This is a genomic window from Calditrichota bacterium, assembly GCA_013112635.1.
In the GTDB taxonomy this organism is placed as follows: Bacteria; Calditrichota; Calditrichia; order Calditrichales; family J004; genus JABFGF01.
Map to the genome: position 1 here is coordinate 140,708 of JABFGF010000005.1, position 21,696 is coordinate 162,403.

A 21,696-nucleotide genomic window follows, 5' to 3' on the forward strand; every position below is an offset into this window, starting at 1 on the left:
GCAAGGAAGATATTAATTGGGTTGATTAGGGTTTTAATCTTTAAAAAAGGATATAACCTGAAAAGGTGTACGGTTGCTCCCCGGAAATTGAGCAGGTTTAAAAAACACCGTAAATATTATCAAAATTACTTTAAATAAACGCTAATATTGTTTGCTTTCCTTCCGAAAAACCATTATCCTTGGTGGAGTAAAATCCCTTAAAAAAGAGTAAAGTGGGGAGAAAATCCAAAATAGTATGACAAATTATAATTTTACTGGTGAGTTCATCTGTTCACTGGACAGCAAAAACCGTTTGAACGTCCCCTCCGGCATCAGGAAGATGATCGGCCCGGAAGCAAACAATACACTTATCTTCGCACCTGGTTTTGAAAAGAGCAACTTAAACCTCTATATGCTGGATGAATGGAAGAACCTCACTGATAGTTTCAGGAAGTTTAACTTAAATGATAAGCATGCGCAACAATTTATAAGGCTTTTTGTTGGCGGTGCTCATACTGTAGTTATGGATACGCAAGGTAGGATAATGTTGCCTGCACGAATCCTGGAACAAGCGCAAATAAAATCTGAAATGCTCATTTTGGGAATGGTTAATAAGCTGGAGGTATGGAATCCGGACAACTACAAGGCCTATAATGAAAATTCAGGACTTGGATTAACAGACCTCGTAGAAAAGATCAACTTTTCTGATTTAAGTGTTGGCGAGGATTAGTCAATGGATTCAGCCTATCATGTTCCTGTTTTGGGGCAAGAGGTTGCAGATTGCTTGATACACAAAACGGATGGCATTTATCTGGATGGAACTTTAGGTGGGGGCGGTCATGCGGAAATTATTCTTAATAGACTTGAAAGGAAGGCACATTATTTAGGTGTCGACCGTGATATAGAAGCTATAAATGTTTCTAATAAACGTTTGGAGGGTTTCAGTAATTTCAGCTCCTATCAAACAACGTTTGAACAACTTGAGCCTGTTCTAAAAAGAGCTTCAGTTTCATTGCTGGATGGGATTTTTCTGGACCTCGGTGTTTCATCCTGGCAGATTGATAATAATGAGAGAGGTTTTAGTTTTCGGCAGGGGCTTTCTCTTGATATGCGTATGAACAGCTCACAAGAACTAACAGCAGAATGGATTTTAAATAATTATAGTAAAGAGAATTTGAAAATTATTTTCAAGGAGTATGGAGAAGAGCGTTTCGCTGGCAAAATTGCTTACAGAGTTGTTAAGGCGCGTGAGGAGAAAAGAATTGACAAAACCACTGAGCTACTAAAGATAATTGACCGCTGTGTTAACCCTCGTTTTGCAACAAAAAGCTATGCCAGGATTTTCCAGGCTTTAAGAATAGAAGTAAATAATGAGTTGGAAATTTTAAAGCAAACATTGGATGAGTCAAAAAATTATTTGGCTAAAAAAGGTAGGTTAGCCGTTATAACCTATCATTCATTGGAAGATAGAATTGTAAAAAATTTTATGAAGAATGCTGAAAACCCATGTACATGTCCACCGGAATTTCCAGTTTGTGTATGTGGAAAAAAACAAATTTTTAAAAGATTAAAGCCACACTTTATTCTGCCATCTCAGGAGGAGATAGACAAAAATCCCCGGTCACGAAGCGCAAAGTTGAGAGTTGCCATCCGGGTTTAGAGTTTAATTTATGAAGGAGTATACTATGAAGAATAATAATGATAATAAATTTTGGAAAACTACGGGCAATGCTTTTTTTCTGGTTATTGTTGTAGTAATTGTTTCCAGTTATTTGTATCAGTCATTTCAGATTGATTTAATAATGTCTGATATGCATGCACTGCATGAAAAGAAAAAACAGCTTTTGAGTGAAACAGAAAGTCTGCAAGCCGAGGTAAATCGGCTAAGCAATATTGACAGGATTTCTAAAATCGCCAATGAAAAATTTGATTTGTATTTTGGTGATGGTGAGCAGTTAGTGATAAAAATTGAAGATGCGGATAACCTAGAAAAAATAAAAGAGCAATTCGCACAGGAAGAAACAAAAATTCAGGAAATTAAAACAGCAGGAATGCAATAAATGTCTGGGTTTCAATCCCCTTTACATAAAGGGCGTTTTTACTTAGTTATCGGTGCTTTGTTTGTTTTTTGGCTATTACTTGAAGCCAATTTGTTTCGCTTTCAAGTAGTTCAGCATGAGCGTTTGTCAAGTCATGCTAAGAAACAATATGAGAGTGAAATTCCACTTAAAGCACAACGCGGAACAATATTTGACAGAGCTGGGAACAAGCTGGCTACAAATATTATTTATTATGATATTGCTGCAGATCCTTTAGCTGTGAAAAATAAAAAGTATATTGCAAAAACTCTGGCCAGGTCTTTTCCTAAGTCGGAAAGTTTTTATTTAAAACGGATGGAAAGAAACTCACGATTCTCCTATCTGGAACGCAAAGCAAGCGCGTCTTCCGTAAGTACTTTGCTGGAATTTAAGGATCCGGGGCTGATTCGTTTTGAAAATTTTGGGCGTCATTACCCTTATAAAAGTTATGCTGCACAACTTTTAGGATTTACCGATACGGATGATGTTGGGTTAAGCGGATTAGAACTTCAATTTGAAGAGCAGTTGCAGGGAAAAGATGGGAAAGCAATTTTGCAATACGATGCTACTCGTCGTGTTTCTTTTAATTCAGATTATCCTTTGTTGAAGCCGGTATCCGGTACAAATATTTATTTAACATTGGACAAAGACATTCAAACGATTGTTGAGAAAGCGCTTAAAAATGGCGTAGATAAAATGAAAGGGAAATCGGGGATTGCTGTTATTATGGATCCATATAGCGGAGCAGTTTTAGCATTGGCAAATTACCCGAGTATTGATCCAAACAATCATAAAAAATATAAAGAGTGGCACAAAAAAAACAGGGCAGTTACAGATGTTTTTGAGCCCGGCTCTACAATGAAAATGTTTACAGCCGGCGCCCTTTTACAGGAAAGAATCCATAAGCCTGATGATATAGTTTTTTGTGAGAACGGACGGTTCAGGTTATATGACCACTATATAAAAGATACAAAAAAACATGGCTGGCTAAGTTTTCAAAAAGTGATAGAAAAATCATCTAATATTGGGATTGTAAAACTTGTTGAAAATTTACCATCAAACACGCTTTTTCGTTATTTCAAAAATTTTGGGTTTGGTTCCAAAACAGATGTGGGTTTGCTGGGCGAGTCAGGTGGAACATTGGCCAGTCCTACAAAATGGTCGGGCTTATCCAAAGCTGAAATTGCAATTGGACAGGAAATTGGTGTAACAGCATTGCAGATTACCGCAGCTTTTTCTTCTCTGGTAAATGGCGGCTATTTGTATAAACCGTTTGTTGTAAATGGATTAGAAAATCCGGCAAATGAGGAGTGGACGTTATTTAATGAACCTGAAAAAGTACGTCAGATTTTATCCCCGGAAGTATGTGGATTATTAAAAAAATTTATGAAGGATGTTGTTGAGCAAGGAACCGGAAAAAGTGCAAAAGTAAAAAATATATCAGTTGGTGGAAAAACCGGGACTGCGCAAAAATTTGACCGTAAAACCAACAGATACCAAAAAGGCAAATATGTGGCTTCGTTTATTGGTTTTGCCCCATATGAAAAGCCAAAATATGTTTGTGCCGTTTTTGTTGACGAGCCGCAAAAACAATACTATGGTGGAGATGTTGCTGCTCCCATTTTTTCAGATATTATTGGCCGGATAATTCATTTTAATTTCAATCCACCGGCTAAAATGAAAATATCAAATCCTGGAAGTTTTATTTATGCAGAAAAGGTTAACTCAATTCCGGCCTTAAAAGGTTTTAAAACAAGCTCTGTTGTTAATTATTTGGAAGAAAAAGATTTTGATGTAGAAGTAAATGGCGCAGGTGATTTTGTAAACAGCTATTACAAACAAGGCGATAAAATAACACTAGCTTCTGTGAATGAAATTGTTTCCATGGAAAAAATGCCCAATTTGAAAGGTCTAACTTTACGGCAGGCATTTAATCAAATTGATTTCTCAAAAATTTTGATCAAAGTAGAAGGAAGTGGGAAAATTTATAAGCAATCTTTAAAAGCAGGCAGTTCTTTAAAAAACAGCAAACAGGTTTTGTTAAGTTTACGATAGAATATTTCTGGATAAAAGTGCGAGAATTCCCCTCCTTGGAGGGGCAAGGGGTGGGTTTCTGGTAAGGGCTTAGAATTAGTTAGTTATGGTGTCTAAGAGAAATGAAATTAAAAAAACTATTTAAAAATTGTGATGTTGAGGTTCCGGCGAATTTAGAAGCACTGGAAATTAATAAAATTCATTATGATTCGCGAAAAGTTGGCAAAGGTGATCTATTTGTTGCGGTAAAAGGTTTCCAAACGGATGGCCACAAATTTTTAAAACAAGTAGAAAATCAAGGGGCTGCAGTTGCAGTAGTTAATCAGAAAGATGAGAGTTTAAAACTTAACCAGGTTGTTGTTGAAGACTCACGAGCCATAATGGCTTTATTGGCTTACAATTATTATGAAGAATATCTGGAAAAGCTTGATCTGATAGGTATTACAGGAACAAATGGTAAAACAACATGCAGCTATTTAATCCGCTCAATTTTGGAAGCTGAGGGCATTTCCTGTGGATTAGCAGGGACGATTCATTATGTAATCGGGGCAAAAAAAATAGACGCCTGGAACACAACACCGGAAGCAATTGATTTATATGAAATGCTGGCCCAAATGCAGCAAGCCGGAAATAAAGCCTGTGTGCTGGAAGTGTCATCACATGCATTGGCATTAGGCCGCGTTGATGGTTTAAAATTTAAAGCAGCTTTATTTACAAATCTCAGCCGGGATCATATGGATTTTCATAAAGATATGGATACCTATTTTGCAGATAAGAGCAAATTGTTTTCTCAATTAGAGGAAGAGGGTTTTGCCATAACAAACAATGATGACCCGTACGGAGCTAAAATTACAGCCAGAAATAAAATCAGTTTTGGCACTAAAAACAATGCGGACGCTTATTCAAATAAATGGCAGGTTAACAACACAGGAATGCAGTTAGATGTCCAAATCCCGACTGGTTTATTAAAGATTGAATCAGCAATGGTTGGAGAGTTTAACGTTTATAATCTTTTAGGGGCTGTGGCTACCGGACTGGCATTAAACCTATCACCGGATAGTATTAAAAAAGGACTTGCAAACCAAAAATCAGTTCCTGGCAGATTAGAAACGCATCAGTTAAAAAATAAAGCTCTGGCAATAATTGATTATGCCCATACGCCGGATGCAATGGAAAAGGCTTTAAGCACTGTACGCCAAATAACAGAAAATAAGTTAACCGTGGTTTTTGGCTGTGGTGGCGACAGAGATCGGGGCAAAAGACCGCAAATGGGCGAAGTCGCTCAAAAATGGGCAGACCATACTATTGTGACGGATGATAATCCCAGAACTGAAAATCCGCAACAAATAATAAATGATATTTTAGCTGGGATGAAAAAAGATTCATCAATGGAAATTATTAATGACAGACGCAATGCAATAACAAAAGCAGTAAAAAATAGTACAAAGGGCGATGTTGTTCTTATCGCCGGAAAAGGCCATGAAAACTACCAGGTTATAGGTAAGGTTAAACATGATTTTGATGAAGCGGCCATAATACAGGAAGCAGATTATGCTTGATATTTCATTAAATGATTTTCTGAAATTACGTGATGTTCGGTTTATAAATATTCCGGATGAAAAATTTAATGCCCGTCATTTAAAGGGTATTTCAATTGATTCACGGACGATTGAGTCTGGCCAAATTTATTGGGCAATAAAAGGTGAGCGTTTTGATGGGCATGACTTTGTAAGCGAGTCTCATTCGAAATCTGCACTTTGCTCAGTAATTTCTGAAAAACGGTTCCCGGATTTTAGTAACCTGGAAATACCTTTGATTGTTGTGCCGGATACACTTTTAGCATTGCAGCAATTGGCACATGTTCAGCGCAAAAAATTTAAAATTCCGGTGATTGCACTAACCGGCTCCAATGGAAAAACGACAACCAAGGAGATGATTGCAAAAATTTTACAAACCCGGCAGAATGTGCATAAAACAAAAGGCAATCAAAACAATCAGATTGGCTGCCCGTTAACCATGCTTTTGCTTACGGAAATTCATGACGCGGCTGTTTTGGAACTCGGAACAAATCAATTTGGTGAGATTGAAATTTTATCGAAAATGGTAGAGCCAAGCCATGCTTTAATTACGTTGATCGGTGACACGCATTTAGAGCTTTTGGAATCACGCGAAGGTGTTGCCAAAGAAAAATTCCAATTGTTTGATAATCTTCCGGCCGGCTCTACAATTTATAAGAATCTGGATGACCCTTTTATAGCGGGTTATAATCGTAGTTCTTTGAAATATGTAACCTATTCTTTTGAGCATGAGGCAGATGTAAAAGGTGCCTATGGCCCAATCGATAAAAACGGCTGTGGCAGTTTAAAAGTTAATGATGATTTTGAAATAAAATTGAAGGTACCCGGGATTCATAATGTGCGTAATGCACTGGCCGCAGTTTCTGTTGGTTTAAACATGGGTTTTAGTGGAAAAGAAATTAAAAAAGCCCTGGAAAGTTACATCGGTTTTGCGCAAAGAATGCAAATCATTAAATGGAATGAAGTAACTATTGTTAATGACGCATATAATGCAAACCCCGCTTCTATGGAGTTGGCAATTGACACGGTTCTTAAAATTAAACGCACCGGAAATGTGATTCTTGCTCTTGGTGATATGAATGAGCTGGGTAAGCAGAGTGCAAAAATGCATAAAGATTTATTGGAATATGCTCTCTCTTGTGGCGCGCACAAAATATATATACTTGGCGATAAAATGAACACGGCTTGTGCCAAGCTGAAAAAAAGCCAATCAAAAAATATTACTCAGTGCGATAACCTGAATGATCTGGCATCAAAGCTGGTTGAGGGAGTTAGTGGTGGAGATATTTTATTATTAAAAGGATCGCGCAGTATGCAGATGGAAAAAGTGATGGGTTATCTGCCGTAGGATTCTTGAAAATACCAGACTTAACTTTTTAGAAACACCGATTCATAAATATGAAAATATGGAAGTAGGATAAACAAAATGTTAGCAGACTTTTTGTTTCAGTTTAGAGATATCTTTATCGGTTTTAATGTTTTCCGCTATATTACAGTGCGGGCTGCATTATCTGCTGTAACAGCTTTGGTGATTGCACTATGGATTGGTCCAAAAATAATTGCTGCTTTGCAAAGGAAACAAATTGGTGAAGAGATTCGCATTGAAGGGCCGGAATCGCACCAGGTAAAAAAAGGAACACCAACAATGGGTGGTCTGATTATTTTGCTTTCCATTGTTTCCGGCACATTATTGTGGGCAGATCTTTCAAATATTTATTTGTTATTGGCATTTGTGGCAACATTGTTTATGGGTGTTGTTGGTTTTGTTGATGACTACCTCAAAGCCATTAAAAAAATGAAAAAAGGACTTATTGGCCGCTATAAATTAGTTGGCCAAATTTCGCTGGGTTTGTTTTTAGGATTGATGATCGCTTTTCACCCGTCATTTGAAGGGCTTCATTCTAATACAAGTATCCCGTTTTTTAAAAACTGGGAATTGGATTTCGGCTATTTTTATATCCCGATAATTGTTTTTGTAATTACCGGCGCATCGAATGCTGTAAACCTTTCCGATGGTTTGGATGGATTGGCAACGGGTCTTTCGGCCATTGCTTTTATCGCCCTGGCAGGAATTGCCTATGTTACCAGTAATGTAAACTTTAGCGATTATTTGAATATTATTTATCTGCCCGGTTCTCAGGAATTAGTGATTTTTTCAATGGCGGTGTTTGGGGCTACGATTGGTTTTTTATGGTACAATGCTTATCCGGCCCAGGTTTTTATGGGTGATACCGGCTCACTTGCGCTTGGAGCAGCATTGGGTTCTGTGGCGGTATTGCTAAAAAAGGAATTCCTCTTATTAACGATAGGCGGCATTTTTATAATAGAAGCACTTTCGGTGATTTTGCAGACCAGTTACTTCAAGTACACAAAAAAGAAGTATGGTGAAGGTCGCAGGATTTTTAAAATGGCACCTGTCCATCATCATTTTGAATTAAAAGGATGGCATGAAACTAAGGTCGTTGTACGTTTTTGGATTATTGGAATTTTATTGGCTTTGTTAAGCGTAGCCACTTTTAAAACGCAATAATTCTGTTTCTGCCATTCCCGAGTGTTTCTAATCGGGAATCTAAATAAAGATAAAGATTCCTGCTAAAAACGTACAGGAATGACAACCACTAAATAAGCAAAATGTGTAAAAGGATGAACAAGAGTAAGATTTATAGAGAAATAAAAATGAATGTTTCCGGAAAAAAAATAACAGTGCTCGGCGCAGCACGGAGCGGAATAGCAGCAGCCAGAATGCTTATGAAGCATGGTGCATCGGTTTTTGTTAGTGACAGCGCTTCACCGGAAAAAAGAGCTTTGGATATAGAGCAACTAAACAAAGATGAAATTGAATTTGAACTAGGTCAACACAGCCACCGTGTTTATGAAGCAGATTGCGCAGTTCTTAGTCCGGGAATTCCCGTTGTATCAGGCGTAGTACAAGCGTTTTATAAAAAAAATATTCCGGTTTACGCAGAAGTGGAAGCGGCATGGTGGCTAAATAAATCCCCGGTAATTGGGGTTACGGGTTCAAATGGTAAAACGACAACCACATCTTTGATTGGTGAAATGTTGCGTCAAAAGGATAGTGGCGCAATTGTAGCCGGCAATATCGGTCAGCCTTTTTCAGAATATGTTGATAACTCAAATAAAGAGCGCTGGGCTGTGATTGAACTTTCCAGTTTTCAGTTGGAAACGGTTTCTAACTTTGCACCAAAAATTGCGGTTGTTTTAAATTTCGCGCCAAATCATTTGGATCGCTATCCATCTTATGAGGCTTATTTAGAGGCGAAATGGCGCATAACTCAAAATATGGATGAAGACGATCTGCTGGTTTATAATGCAGATGATGAAAAGCTTAGTCAATGGGCATCTAAAATCCAATCGCCAAAATTGAGTTTTGCTGTTGGCCGGGAAAACGCGGAAGGTGCGGCATATAGAAATAATGCGATCTATTTATTTGGAAAAAAACTGATTGATGAGGATGAAATTGTTCTTCAAGGTATTCACAATTACATGAATGTGATGGCGGCAGCTTTAGCTGCAAATAAAGCGGGAATAGGCAATGAGCAAATCTGTGCTGTGCTAAAAACCTTTTCCGGAATTGAACACCGGTTGGAGAAAGTGGCAGAGATAGATAATGTCCTTTATGTGAATGACTCAAAAGCGACCACAGTCGAATCACTTTATTTTGCTTTGCAAAGTTTTAAGACGCCTATCGTGCTAATTGCAGGCGGCAAAGACAAGGGCAGTGATTTTAGCAAACTAAATAAATTGATTGCTGAAAATGTTAAAGAATTGGTGTTGATTGGGACAGCGGCGGATAAAATGGCCTATGCCTGGCAGGGTATAAAACCGGCCAACAAAGAAAAATCGATGAAAGATGCTGTACAGCGTGCGGCACAAATAGCAGAGGAAGGCGATGTTGTTTTGCTTTCTCCGGCATGTGCCAGTTTTGATATGTTTAGTGATTATGAAGAGCGCGGACGCCAGTTTAAAGAGACTGTGCTGAGAAGACGCAAAATGAAAAAAGTTGAAAAAGTATGAAGAATCTTGGCAAAGTAGATATCGTTTTGGCCGGCACAGTAATGTTGTTGATAATGCTGGGCCAGTTGATGGTTTTTAGCGCAAGCTCCATGTTTGCCAAAGCAGCTTATGGGTCATTAACATACTTTTTCCAAAAACAATTGTTATGGGGCCTGATATGCCTTGTAATCATGATAACCGTTTCCAGGTTTGATTATCGCAAGCTGATGAATGAAAAAACGGCAATGGTATTAATCGCTGTTACAATACTTCTGCTTGTCGGTGTTTTGTTTTTTGGTAGGACAATTAAAGGTGCGACACGCTGGTACAGCCTCGGATTAATGAATTTTCAGCCATCGGAAATTGCTAAAATTGCAGTGATTATCTATCTCTCGCACAAGCTATCACGTAAAGGGATTGATAAGTTGGATTTTAAAGAATTCCTGATGCCAATTTATTTAGTCCTGAGTTTGATTTTATTTCTGGTCTTTATCCAGCCGGATTTGAGCACAACTTTGATGATTATGGGCATTGCAGCTATAATGCTTTTTATAAGCCGGGTAAAACAAAGTTACCTTTTGTATACATCGTTTGCATTTATCCCGCCGGCGTTGTTTATGCTCATTAATGGTAATAATTACCAGATGCGCCGTATTAAAGATTGGGTCCATAGTCTGGGTGATCCATTGATGGCTGCACATCAGGTCAAGCAATCGATTATCGGAATTGGCCGTGGCGGCCTGGTTGGAAATGGCATGGGCGAAAGTAAACAAAAGCTGTTTTTTCTACCGGATTCGCACACAGATTTTATTTTTTCGATCATCGGGGAAGAGTTTGGTTTTATCGGTGCATCCGTAATTTTGATTTTGTTTATGGTTATCCTTGTTCGTGGATTGAGAATTGCGCGTAATGCTCCGGAAGGATTTGGGCAGTTTTTGGCTTTGGGTATAACGCTGAATATTGTTTTGTACGCATTTACAAATGTCGCCGTGGTTACAAATTTATTTCCGGCAACCGGTTTGCCAATGCCTTTTGTTAGTTATGGCGGATCACACATGCTTTTTATGGGGATTAGTACAGGGCTGCTTTTAAATGTTTCGCGAAGCATAAAACATGGAAGCGCAAATACAAATCCTGATGATAGCAGTGCGCGTGGACGCCTGGGAAGCGCAATTTTAGAGGTGGATTAATGCCGGAAAAGTTGCGAATTGTTTTTGCAGGTGGTGGAACAGCCGGACATTTATACCCGGCATTTAACCTGGCCAAAGTTTTTGAAAAAAACGGGGATTGCCAATGTTTGTTTTTTGGTACACAACGCGGAATTGAAGCAGTAAAAGTCCCTGAACGTGGTTATGAACTTGTTCTTTTAAATATTCGAGGATTTCAAAGGCGTATAAGTATTCAAAATTTCCTGTTTCCTTTGCGCTTGGTGGCAAGTTTATTAAAAAGCCGCAGAGTGTTAAAAAAGTTTAAGCCACATCTTGTAATTGGAACAGGCGGATATGTTATGGGCCCGGTTTTAAAAATGGCCGTTAAGTTAAAGTTTCCTGTTTTTATCCAGGAACAGAACAGTTTTCCGGGTGTCACAACCCGTATGCTGGCAAAAGATGCAAAAGCGATTTTTATTGCATATGAAGAAGCAAAAAAACATGTGGCCAAAGAGTCAAATACAGTTTTGTGTGGAAATCCGGTTGTTGTTCCGGAAAAGTTAAAACCAAAAGCGGAAGCTTTGAGTGATCTGGGTTTAAAAGATAATTTAAAAACTATTTTGGTTTTTGGTGGAAGCCAGGGTGCTTCATCCATAAATATGGCCATAAAAAGTTGGCTGGAAAAATCGGGACTACCGCAAGGCGTTCAGCTATTGTGGCAAAGTGGGACATTGCAATTTGAACAATATAAAAAATGGTTGGCAAAATCGAATCTTGAAAATGTGGTTTTAAAACCATTTATAAATGATATGTGGGCGGCATATCAGGTTTCTGAGTTTAGCATATGCAGAGCAGGCGCGATGAGTATTTCAGAATTGACAATTGCAGGATTGCCATCAATACTGGTGCCTTTGAAAAGTGCGGCAGGCAACCATCAGTTTAAAAATGCCCGGGCAATGGAAGAAAAAAATGGGGCAGTATTAATAGAAGATAATGATGGTTTACCAACGATACTTTCAGCAAAAATAAACGATTGGATTGATCACCCAAAAAAGTTAGAGCCGATGAAAAATAGTTTGGCTAAAATTGCGCAACCAGAAGCGGCCGGGCAAATTGTGGCTGAGATAAAAAGAATAATGAAAGTATAAAAACAAACCCACCCCTAACCCCTCCCCAAAAGGGGAATTGAAACAACTTTGAGGGGAATATATTTCCCCTCCTTGGAGGGGATTAAGGGGTGGGTCTAAAGAAAAAGTTTGGTCTATATCAATGAGCTTACAAAAGAGTAAAAAGAAAATTCATTTTATTGGGATTGGCGGTGCTGGAATGAGCGGGCTGGCTGATATCCTGACAGAGATGGGACACAAGGTTAGCGGCTCGGACCGTGAGATGTCTGAAACGACAAAGTATTTGCAATCACGTGGTATTACGATTTTTGAAGGACATGCAGCGGAAAATGTAAGTGGCGTGGATTTGATTGTATACAGTTCAGCAGTTCCAAAAGAAAACCCGGAAATGACACAGGCAAATAAAGATAACATACCCATGATTCGCCGGGCAGAAATGCTTGGGCAGCTTATGATGAAAAAAGAGGGTATTGCCATTGCAGGAACTCATGGAAAAACAACCACAACATCCATGACAGGACAACTGTTAATAGATGCCGGTCTCGATCCTACAGTAGTTGTTGGCGGTAAAATGCAAAATTTGCAAACCAATGCACGCTTAGGAAGTGGCAAATATTTTGTGACTGAGGCGGATGAATATGATCGTTCATTTTTGGCACTTCATCCGGGAATATCTGTGATAACCAGTCTGGAAGAAGATCATCTTGATATTTACAAAGGTCTCGAAGATTTAAAAAAGACTTTTCTAAAATTTGCAAACCAAACCATGTTTGATGGTGCGTCCATCTTATGTGCGGATGAAAAAAATGTAGCTGAATTAGCGCACAAAATTAATACACCAACCACAACGTATGGATTGGGCAGTGAGGCTGATATACAAGCCCAAAATATTCGTTTTGAAAATGGTAAAACCTGGTTTGATTTATCTGTGAAAGGAATCCAAAAGGGCGAGTTTGAAATTAAGCTTCCCGGGAATCACAATATTAGTAATGCCCTCGCTTCTATTACCGTTGGATTGGAATTGGGGATTTCGTTGAGTGTGATTAAAGAATCGCTGGCAACGTTTAAAGGTGTTCAAAGACGTTTTGAATTTAAAGGTGAAGCAGCTGGTATACTTTTTTATGATGATTACGCCCATCATCCAAGTGAAGTCTCTGCGGCTCTTAATGCAGCAAAGTCTGGTTGGCAAAACAATATTGTAGTCGTTTTTCAACCTCATTTGTTTAGCCGTACCAGTGATTTTTATAAGGAATTTGCAGAATCTTTAAAAATAGCAGACAAAGTTATTCTGGCGAAAATTTATCCGGCGCGGGAAAAACCGATGCAAGGAATCACCTCGCAATTAATTGCAAATGAAATTGGCAGTAAAGTTGAATATATCGCGGAAAATGAAAAATTAACAGATGCAATTTGTGCTTCTGTAAAAAAAGGTGATCTGGTTTTAACAATGGGTGCAGGGGATATTTGGAAGTTTGGAGAAGAAGCTCTTAAGAGAATTAAAAATGTCTAAAAAAACTAAATATAAAAAGAAGAAAAAAAAGAGACCGGCAAAAGCCCTTCTTCTTTACCTAACTCTTATTGCAATTACGTCATTGCTGGCTTATGGATATAAAACGCTGGATGTTCATCTACAGGAAAAACTGTCCCATTTTGAACTGAGCGATATTCATATAAGCGGAAATAAGATTCTTGCAAAAAAAGAGATATTAAAAATGCTTGGTTTGCAACCGGGTGAGAAACTGCTGGAAATAAGCGCAGGTGATGTTGCAGAAACGCTAAAGAAATCACCGTATATCAGATCGGTAAGTGCCTTGTATAGTTTGCCATCCACTTTGAGGATAACTATTACGGAGCGAAAACCGGTGGCCTTTATTTATGGTCGTGGCTTGAATATGATCGACAGAGAAAATTTTATTTTACCGGTTCCTGATAAGGCGATCCGTTGGGATCTTCCGGTTATTACAGGGATTAGCGAAAAGTTGGGTATTCAGGGCGTAGAAACAATTTCGGAAACTGCGAGGAAGGCTGTTGAGATTGCACGTTACTCTTCCATGGTGGAAATGCCTTTAAGAGAAATGATTTCAGAAATTAATTTTAGCAATGAAGATTATATCGCAATTGGATTGACAGGCTGCGAAACAATTATTCGGGTTGACAAAAATAATTTCCAGGAACAGTTGTTTATAGCAGCACGCTATTTAAAGGACTATCTGGATTTTAAAAAAATTGATAATCTAAAGTATGTTGATGTGCGCTTTGATGGCCAAATTGTAATAAAAGAAAACAAGGTTTAAATGAAGGTGGAGCTGTTTTACTGACAGCAATAATTAGGTGTTTAAATGAAAAACGAAGATATCATTGTTGGATTGGATATTGGAACGACAAAAATTGCGGCCGTGGTTGGGCGCAGAGATGAATATGGCCAGCTAAATATTGTCGGGGTTGGCCAGGCTCCATCCGATGGCTTGCGTCGTGGTGTGGTGATAAATATTCGCAAAACGATCCAATCAATTAAAAAGGCCATTGAAGATGCGGAGCTAATGGCAGGCCATAAAATTACCGGGGTTTATGCCGGGATAGCAGGTGACCATATCCGGTCAATAAATAGTAAAGGTGTGATTGCAGTAAGCAGTAAAGATAAAATTATAACCGAAGAAGATGTTGTTCGGGTGATTGATGCGGCCAAGGCGATTGCTTTGCCTATGGATAGAGAAATTTTGCATGTGCTTCCACAAGAATATGTTGTGGATGAGCAAGATGGAATTAAAAATCCTGTAGGCATGGCTGGTACGCGTTTGGAAGCAGAAGTTCATATTGTAACGGGGGCGGCGGCTTCTGCACAAAACATTGTAAACTGCATTCACGAGGCCGGTTACGAAGTGGCAGATATTGTTTTAGAACCATATGCATCTAGTCTGGCTGTGCTGGATACAGATGAGCGTGAGTTGGGTGTGGCCATTGTTGATATTGGCGGCGGCACAACCGATATCGCTATGATTTTTGATGGAAGTGTGCGTTATACTTCTGTTATTGGTTTAGGAGGCCAGCACTTAACAAGTGATATTTCCCAGGGTTTGCGAACTTCTGCAGATCAGGCAGAGGATATTAAGAAGAAACATGGTGTGGCCATGCAGTCTCTTATTGAGGCTGATGAGCTGATAAAAGTTGCCGGTGTTGGAGGGCGCAAAGACAGGGAAGTATCCAAAGTTTTGCTTTCAGGAATTATTCAACCACGCATGGAAGAAATGCTGCAGTTAGCTATAAAAGAAATGGAAAAATCAAACATTCTGGAGTTTCTTGGTGCAGGAATTGTTTTAACAGGTGGCGCTGCTTTGCTGGATGGCATTGTTGATCTGGCAGAACGTGTTACCGGAATCCCTGTAAAAATAGGTAAACCAATTGTAAGTGGCGGCCTTGTTGAGAGTGTTGATAGCCCAATGTATTCAACCGGCGTAGGTTTAATCCAATACGCTTTAAAATATGAAGGAGAAAACGAAGACGGTGACAAGCTGGGATTCAACTGGATTATGGATCGCCTTCGTTCATTTTTTGATGACTTATTTAAATAAAAACGTATCAACAAAATCGGGAGAATTATAATGATACAATTTGACTCACTTGCAGAACAATCTGCAAAAATTAAAGTAGTTGGCGTTGGTGGCGCCGGCGGGAATGCTGTTAACGGGATGATAGAGGCCGGTTTAAGCGGCGTAGAATTTATTGTCGTAAATACAGATGCCCAGGATTTAGATAAAAATAAAGCTTTAAATAAAATCCAGATTGGTAAGTCGCTTACCAAAGGCCTTGGTGCTGGTGCAAATCCGGATTTTGGACTGGAAGCAATTGAAGATGATAAAGAGCTTGTGATAAATGCACTAACCGGTGCCGATATGGTTTTTATTACCTGCGGTATGGGCGGTGGAACAGGAACGGGAGCCGCGCCGATTGTGGCTGAAATTGCTAAGGATATGGGCGCTTTGACTGTTGGGATAACAACAATGCCTTTTGCATTTGAAGGTCCTGTGCGTTTAAGAAATGCAGAGCGTGGGCATAATAACATGCGTGAACGGGTTGATACAATGCTCGTTATTCCAAATGATCGCATATTCTCAATTATTGATAAAAACACATCTGTGATTGACGCATTTAAAACGGTGGATTCGATTTTACTTGAGGCAACACGCAGTATTTCTGATTTGATTAATGTTCACGGATATGTAAACCTGGATTTTGCCGATATTAAAACCATTATGGCCGGTATGGGAGATGCGCTTATGGGTAGCGGTACTGCAAGTGGCGAAAATCGTGCAATTGCGGCTGCTGAACAAGCGACAACAAGTCCATTACTGGATGGTGCAGAAATAAGCGGAGCCCGCGGTGTACTTATCAATATTACCGGAGGATCGTCTTTGACAATGTTTGAAGTAGGCGAAGCAGCAACACATATTCAAACTGCTTCCGGTGATGGGGCCAATGTTATTTGGGGTATGGTGATAGATGAAGATATGAAAGAGGAACTTCGTGTTACTGTAATTGCTACCGGCTTCAATAAAGAGGCACAGATAGCAGATCAGTTACAAAAACCAAAAGTAGAGCGTGTTCCATTACAAACCGTAGATGATTTTACACCAAATGACTTTAAGGAACTGGACAAACCAACTTACAAAAGGGAAAATATAAAGCTTGATCCGGCTGAAAGGCGGGGTCATGCACAGATTTTCGAGTTGAACGAAACTCAGGATACTCCTGATAAACTTGATAATCTGGACATTCCGACTTTTTTAAGAAAACAGATCGATTAATTTGATCTGCTGGGGAAGGTGCTCTCTCCCGTGTGCCTTCCCTTTTTTTTAAAGCCGTACTTTAGATTGTATTTCTATAATTGAAAATATTACCAAATTTTAAAAATCTTCTAAATCTTTTATTTCTCCTACCGAATATTCATTACTATACCCCAATATCAAAAGGATTTTCATTTGCCAGGGAGGTAAAATGCAGAACCCTCAATTAATTAGTATTTCTGATGCAGCTAATTCATTGCAAGTAAGTGAGGCGTTGGTTGATAAATTTATTAAACTTGGATTGGTGAAAACAATCCAGGACGGACGCCTTCCAAAACTAACACCTTATGGAATACGCCGCCTTACTCGAATTGTCGATATGTATGATCAGTCATTTTCTACCGAAAAAATAGAAAATGCTTTGAATCACTAATTTTGGGAGAGCAATGTTTCTGCTTTTGTAGAATATGGGCTGTCTGGATAATTTCTTATTAATCTATCAAACTCTTCTCTTGCCTTAGTTGTATCACCTTTTCGCATATAACACAAACCTAATTTGTATTGAGATGCGTCGGCTTTGTTGGAATTTGCAAATGTAAATACTTTTTCAAAATCAATAATCGCTGCATCATATTGCCTTAATGCATAATGGCATTCGCCAATCCAAAACTGTGCATTGTCCGATAAATTGTGAGAAGTACTTGCAGAAATCAGGGATTCAAAAAGCTGAATTGCGGATTCATAATTTCTGGCTTCAAATTCTGCACGGGCATCATCATAGCGAGACTGGTATTCTTCCATTGAAATATCGCTTACAATCGCTGCGGTTCCGCCACTATAGGATGGACGTTTATTTAATTCTGCTTCCTGAACTGTAACCTGAGCATTGAGGTCGGCTATTGATTGATCTTTTTCCCGTAATTGTTGTTCGAGCTGGGAAATTTTCCTTTCAAGTTTTTTCTTTTCTTCGCTGGTTATTGTAGCCGGTTGAGAGTTGTCAATCATTTCACTTGTGCCCAGCAAGTCCAGTTTTTCACTTTGTTGATTGTCATTTTCCTGGCTGGTTTCTTCTGCTTTTTTCTCTGGTTGGTTTTCATCTGAAGAGATACCTAATAAGGCTTCAATATCATCGAGCTCTTTTTGTTGTTTTTCATCTTCTGAAAGATAGTCGTCACTTTCTTCACGACTTCCCGCGCAACCTGTAATTAAAATTATGGAAAAAAGAAAAATTAATATTGATTTGAGAACATTCTTATCCATTTGAAGCCTCCATTTAGCATGGGAATTAATATTGACCAAAAATTTATGGCCTAACTACAATGAAATCAATTTATTATTGATATTTTTTTAGATTAAATTAAAAACTTATTATATGAAATATTTTGTACCACGCCTATCATTAACATTATCGATAATAAAAACGATCCCCCATAGCTTATAAAGGGTAATGGAAGACCTGTAACCGGGGCTACGCCAACTGTCATCCCGATATTTACAAATATATGAAAAAACAAAACACTGGCTATGCCGAGCAGTGTAATGCTGGAAAAGGTTGAGCGTACTACCGATGCAAGATTGATCAAATAAAGCAAAAGGAGTATAAAGATCAAAAGGATAACCAGCACGCCCATAAACCCCCACTCTTCCGCTATAACTGAAAATATAAAATCAGTGTGTTGAGCGGGTAAAAATTTTAAATGTGTTTGTGTCCCGTTTAAAAAACCTTTACCCCAAATACCTCCGGAGCCTATTGCAACCTGACTTTGAATGATCTGATAACCTGCACCGCGTGGATCCTGTTCCGGGTTAATAAATGTAACAATCCTGTTTTTTTGATAAGGTTTTAACTGGTTCCATAATTGAGGAGTGGTTAACCCCACACCTATATGTAGTGCTAAAACGGCAATTATTGTGAGAATTTTTTGTCTGCTAAAATATAGAATAGCTAAAATTATCACTAACCATACAATAAGTATAATAATATTAAACGAAGAAAGGATTGTAAAAATAGGGGAAATTATTAAAAACAATGGAAACCAGCGCAATCCTGCCCAAAACAGTAATGGTACGAGCATAGCTGCAAAAACCAGAGATGTTCCTAAATCGGGTTGCCTAACAACCAAAACAAATGGTATTAAAACAAATGTAAGTACAATTGTAAAATGCTTTAGTTTGTTTACACCAGCGTCTCTATTTGATAAATATTTTGCAACAGCTAAAATTGTGGCAAGTTTAGCCAATTCTGAAGGTTGAATTCTAACTGACCCGATTGCAAGCCACCGTTCCGCTCCAAACCCTTTGACACCAACAAAATAGACTAAAATTAACAGCAATATTGAAAACCCATAAAAGGGATAAGCCGCTCTTTGGATTAGCCGATATGGAATAAATGCCGTACTAATCATAAGTATAAAACCAAAAATGGCAAATAGTAATTGCCTTTGAAAATAGCTGCTTTGTACACCGGTAAAACTGGTTGCACTATAAACGGCAATCAAACCAATCGTTAAAAGTATTGATACTAAAAATGATAATGAGAAATCAATTCTGCCTAGCATACTAATCCTGATCTATTTCTAAAAGTGGATCATTAAATATCTCAATCGGTTCAAAATTTATAATATCTATTGGCGCAACAACTGTATCAGGCTCTTCTTTTTTGGGAGCAGGTCTGGGAATAAGCTTATTATAAAAATATTTTTCCATAAATTTTCGCGCAATAGGGGCCGCAACAGCTCCGCCACCACCACCATTTTCAATTATCACAGCTACAGATATTTCTGGTAATTTATAGGGTGCAAAAGTCATAAACCAGGCATGAGAATCACCATGGGGATTCTGAGCAGATCCTGTTTTGCCGGCCATTTCTACACCCGGTACTTTTCCTAGCCATCCGGTGCCGCCATCAACTACCTGGCGCATAGCTTCGCGAACAATATCATAATTTGCATCAGAAATACCTGTAATATATTGTGCATTTGTAGGGAAATATGTCTTTGAGCCGCTTCCCTGGGGAACCATGTAGTTTAACAGGTGTGGTTTATAATAAACACCTTTGTTTGCAATTATCATAGAAAACTGGGCAATTTGAAGCGGGGTTGCAAGCAGCTCACCTTGACCGATTGCCAGGTTGGCCAGGTTACCTTTTGTCCAGCCATTAAGGCCATATCTTTTGTTAAAAAATGCTTCTGTTGGAACAAGCCCTTTGCTTTCATTTGGCAAATCGATCCCGGTTGGGGTGCCAAAAGCAAACAAACTGCTGTACTTTGCCCATAAATCGAGGCCTATTTTAAGACCAAGTTTATAAAAATATACATTGCAAGATCCCTTAATGGCACCATACATATCAACTGTGCCGTGTCCCGTGGCGTTCCAGCATTTTATTGTTTTTCGCCCAAGTTTGTAATAACCCGGACACGTAACTTTCCAATCTGGTGTTACAATGTTTTCTTCCAGGGCAGCGATGGCGGCAACAATTTTATAGGTTGACCCAGGTGGATAAACACTTTGAATGCTGCGGCTGTATAAAGGGTGACTTTCATCTGTTAAGAGTTTATTCCAAACATCTGAATCAATTTTCCCTGATAGATGTCGTGGGTCATAATCCGGTTTGCTTACAAGGGCAATCACTCCACCATTTCGTGTATCTAAGGCAACTAAAGCACCACGATGATCAACCATTAAAGATTCTGCAAATTGTTGCATGGAATAGTCTAAATAAAGGTGCAAATTACTTCCATGAATTGGGTTGATGTTGCGGTCTGTATTAAGAATCTCCAGCTCACGCCCAGATGCATCTACAAGAAAAAAATCAGCACCCTTTGATCCGCGCAAATCGAGATCATATTTTTTTTCAAGGGCAGTTTTACCAACAATGTCACCTTGTTCATAACTTGAATTTTTTCTGGATTCATCAGCAGTAACTTCACCAAGTGATCCAAAAATGTGTGGCGAGAAAATATTTTCTCTATAAAAACGTTTTGGTTCCAGCGAGGTTATAACACCGGGGAATTTTAATCTGTTTTCTTCAAGAAATATTATAGTTTCGTATTTTACATCGTGGGCAATTTTAACCGGCCTGAAACCATATTGCTTCCTGGTGATATTTTCTATTTCATTGCTATCAAGATTAAGCAGGCTGGTTAGTTGTCTTGTGGTTGAATCGGAAATAACTTTAGGAATTACTGCCACATAAAATGAAGCATTATTATCAACCAAAATTTTGTTTTTGGAATCTTTTATTAAACCTCTTACCGGCAGGGTTGTTACTTTACGGACACTGTTATCAAGCGACTTTTGGGCATAGAAATCTTTTTTTGATACCTGAAGACTAACGAAACCATATATTAATATTCCAAAAAATAAAAGCATTACAGCAATTATTATTAATCTGCGTTGCTCTAATTCTTGTTTGTTTACTTCTCTCATTGGATTTCAGCAAAATATTTTTGAGTTAAAAAATAAGTTATGCCCATCATAACAGTGGAATAAATTGTATTTGGAAAAATCCTGCTGTATATGAGATAGGTAAAAGTTAAATCTGTTTTAAACTGCAAAATGAAATAGAATATAAACTCATGCAGAAAAATAAAGGCAATAAACCATAAAAAATTAACAGAACCTTCAAATTTCAAAGTTGTCATTTTTCCGGATGCATAGCCTGCCATAACTTTTGGTAAAGCTGTTATTCCTATCGGCATTGCAGTTAAGGAATCTTGTATTAATCCAAGTATAAATCCGGAAGTACTGCCTGCAACGGATCCAAATCGCTTACCAATTAATAAAACAATAATCAGCACCAAGTCAGGTTTCCATCCACCTGCAATTTCAATATATGGTACTGCAATTCCCTGAACTAAAACAGAGCCAATTCCAAAAGTGATTATAATAAACAAAAAGTATTTTAGTTCCTGGTTCATTGCATTAAACCTGTTTTCCTGCTCAATTAAATTTTTAGT

General features: G+C 38.4%; 19 protein-coding genes. 15 read left to right on the forward strand and 4 right to left on the reverse strand.

The annotated features are described in order from the left end of the window. Positions 1-235 precede the first annotated feature (235 nt). The 15 genes from HND50_14130 (at position 236) to HND50_14200 (ending at position 17,171) form a co-directional block, all read left to right on the forward strand. On the forward strand, positions 236-709 hold the full coding sequence (locus tag HND50_14130) for a hypothetical protein (protein NOG46375.1): 474 nt from the start codon (positions 236-238) through the stop codon (positions 707-709). 3 nt (positions 710-712) lie between these two features. After that, positions 713-1,639 carry a 16S rRNA (cytosine(1402)-N(4))-methyltransferase RsmH gene (gene rsmH, locus HND50_14135; GenBank protein NOG46376.1) on the forward strand — a complete coding sequence of 309 codons (927 nt, stop codon included), beginning with the start codon at positions 713-715 and terminating at the stop codon, positions 1,637-1,639. A gap of 25 nt (positions 1,640-1,664) precedes the next feature. After that, positions 1,665-2,039: a hypothetical protein gene (locus HND50_14140; protein ID NOG46377.1), complete on the forward strand. Its 375-nt coding sequence runs from the start codon at positions 1,665-1,667 to the stop codon at positions 2,037-2,039. Further along, positions 2,040-4,112 carry a hypothetical protein gene (locus tag HND50_14145; GenBank protein ID NOG46378.1) on the forward strand — a complete coding sequence of 691 codons (2,073 nt, stop codon included), beginning with the start codon at positions 2,040-2,042 and terminating at the stop codon, positions 4,110-4,112. It begins immediately after the preceding gene. Positions 4,113-4,213: 101 nt separating this feature from the next. Next, positions 4,214-5,650 (forward strand): UDP-N-acetylmuramoyl-L-alanyl-D-glutamate--2,6-diaminopimelate ligase, encoded by a 1,437-nt coding sequence (locus tag HND50_14150; GenBank protein ID NOG46379.1) that lies wholly within the window; start codon positions 4,214-4,216, stop codon positions 5,648-5,650. Further along, positions 5,643-7,016 (forward strand): UDP-N-acetylmuramoyl-tripeptide--D-alanyl-D-alanine ligase, encoded by a 1,374-nt coding sequence (locus tag HND50_14155; GenBank protein ID NOG46380.1) that lies wholly within the window; start codon positions 5,643-5,645, stop codon positions 7,014-7,016. The genes HND50_14150 and HND50_14155 overlap by 8 nt, the downstream gene beginning before the upstream one ends. 78 nt (positions 7,017-7,094) lie before the next feature. Then, positions 7,095-8,198, forward strand: coding sequence for a phospho-N-acetylmuramoyl-pentapeptide-transferase (locus tag HND50_14160; protein ID NOG46381.1), 1,104 nt, complete (start codon positions 7,095-7,097; stop codon positions 8,196-8,198). A gap of 146 nt (positions 8,199-8,344) precedes the next feature. Beyond that, on the forward strand, positions 8,345-9,703 hold the full coding sequence (locus HND50_14165) for a UDP-N-acetylmuramoyl-L-alanine--D-glutamate ligase (GenBank protein ID NOG46382.1): 1,359 nt from the start codon (positions 8,345-8,347) through the stop codon (positions 9,701-9,703). Next, the gene (gene ftsW, locus HND50_14170) at positions 9,700-10,872 is read left to right on the forward strand and encodes a putative lipid II flippase FtsW (protein ID NOG46383.1); all 1,173 of its coding nucleotides are present in this window, start codon (positions 9,700-9,702) and stop codon (positions 10,870-10,872) included. Before HND50_14165 ends, ftsW begins: the two co-directional genes overlap by 4 nt. Continuing rightward, the gene (gene murG / locus HND50_14175; GenBank protein ID NOG46384.1) at positions 10,872-11,978 is read left to right on the forward strand and encodes an undecaprenyldiphospho-muramoylpentapeptide beta-N-acetylglucosaminyltransferase; all 1,107 of its coding nucleotides are present in this window, start codon (positions 10,872-10,874) and stop codon (positions 11,976-11,978) included. The genes ftsW and murG overlap by 1 nt, the downstream gene beginning before the upstream one ends. Positions 11,979-12,099: 121 nt before the next feature. Next, on the forward strand, positions 12,100-13,467 hold the full coding sequence (locus tag HND50_14180; protein ID NOG46385.1) for a UDP-N-acetylmuramate--L-alanine ligase: 1,368 nt from the start codon (positions 12,100-12,102) through the stop codon (positions 13,465-13,467). After that, a complete protein-coding gene (locus HND50_14185) occupies positions 13,460-14,251 on the forward strand; it encodes an FtsQ-type POTRA domain-containing protein (protein ID NOG46386.1) in 792 nt (263 codons plus the stop codon). The genes HND50_14180 and HND50_14185 overlap by 8 nt, the downstream gene beginning before the upstream one ends. A gap of 45 nt (positions 14,252-14,296) precedes the next feature. Next, positions 14,297-15,526 (forward strand): cell division protein FtsA, encoded by a 1,230-nt coding sequence (gene ftsA / locus HND50_14190; protein NOG46387.1) that lies wholly within the window; start codon positions 14,297-14,299, stop codon positions 15,524-15,526. A 30-nt stretch (positions 15,527-15,556) separates the two neighbouring features. Next, positions 15,557-16,759 carry a cell division protein FtsZ gene (gene ftsZ / locus HND50_14195; GenBank protein ID NOG46388.1) on the forward strand — a complete coding sequence of 401 codons (1,203 nt, stop codon included), beginning with the start codon at positions 15,557-15,559 and terminating at the stop codon, positions 16,757-16,759. 190 nt (positions 16,760-16,949) lie between these two features. Continuing rightward, complete coding sequence (locus HND50_14200) at positions 16,950-17,171, forward strand: hypothetical protein (protein ID NOG46389.1); 222 nt, start codon at positions 16,950-16,952, stop codon at positions 17,169-17,171. Here the strand turns inward: HND50_14200 and HND50_14205 are convergent. The 4 genes from HND50_14205 to mreD all read right to left on the reverse strand — a co-directional run bounded on the left by HND50_14205 (position 17,168) and on the right by mreD (position 21,657). Next, positions 17,168-17,998: a tetratricopeptide repeat protein gene (locus HND50_14205; protein ID NOG46390.1), complete on the reverse strand. Its 831-nt coding sequence runs from the start codon at positions 17,996-17,998 to the stop codon at positions 17,168-17,170. The genes HND50_14200 and HND50_14205 overlap by 4 nt on opposite strands. A gap of 92 nt (positions 17,999-18,090) precedes the next feature. After that, positions 18,091-19,296 (reverse strand): rod shape-determining protein RodA, encoded by a 1,206-nt coding sequence (gene rodA / locus HND50_14210; protein ID NOG46391.1) that lies wholly within the window; start codon positions 19,294-19,296, stop codon positions 18,091-18,093. 1 nt (position 19,297) lies between these two features. Further along, positions 19,298-21,166: a penicillin-binding protein 2 gene (mrdA, locus tag HND50_14215; GenBank protein NOG46392.1), complete on the reverse strand. Its 1,869-nt coding sequence runs from the start codon at positions 21,164-21,166 to the stop codon at positions 19,298-19,300. After that, positions 21,163-21,657, reverse strand: a complete 495-nt coding sequence (gene mreD, locus HND50_14220; GenBank protein ID NOG46393.1) for a rod shape-determining protein MreD — start codon at positions 21,655-21,657, stop codon at positions 21,163-21,165. Before mreD ends, mrdA begins: the two co-directional genes overlap by 4 nt. Positions 21,658-21,696 lie beyond the last annotated feature (39 nt).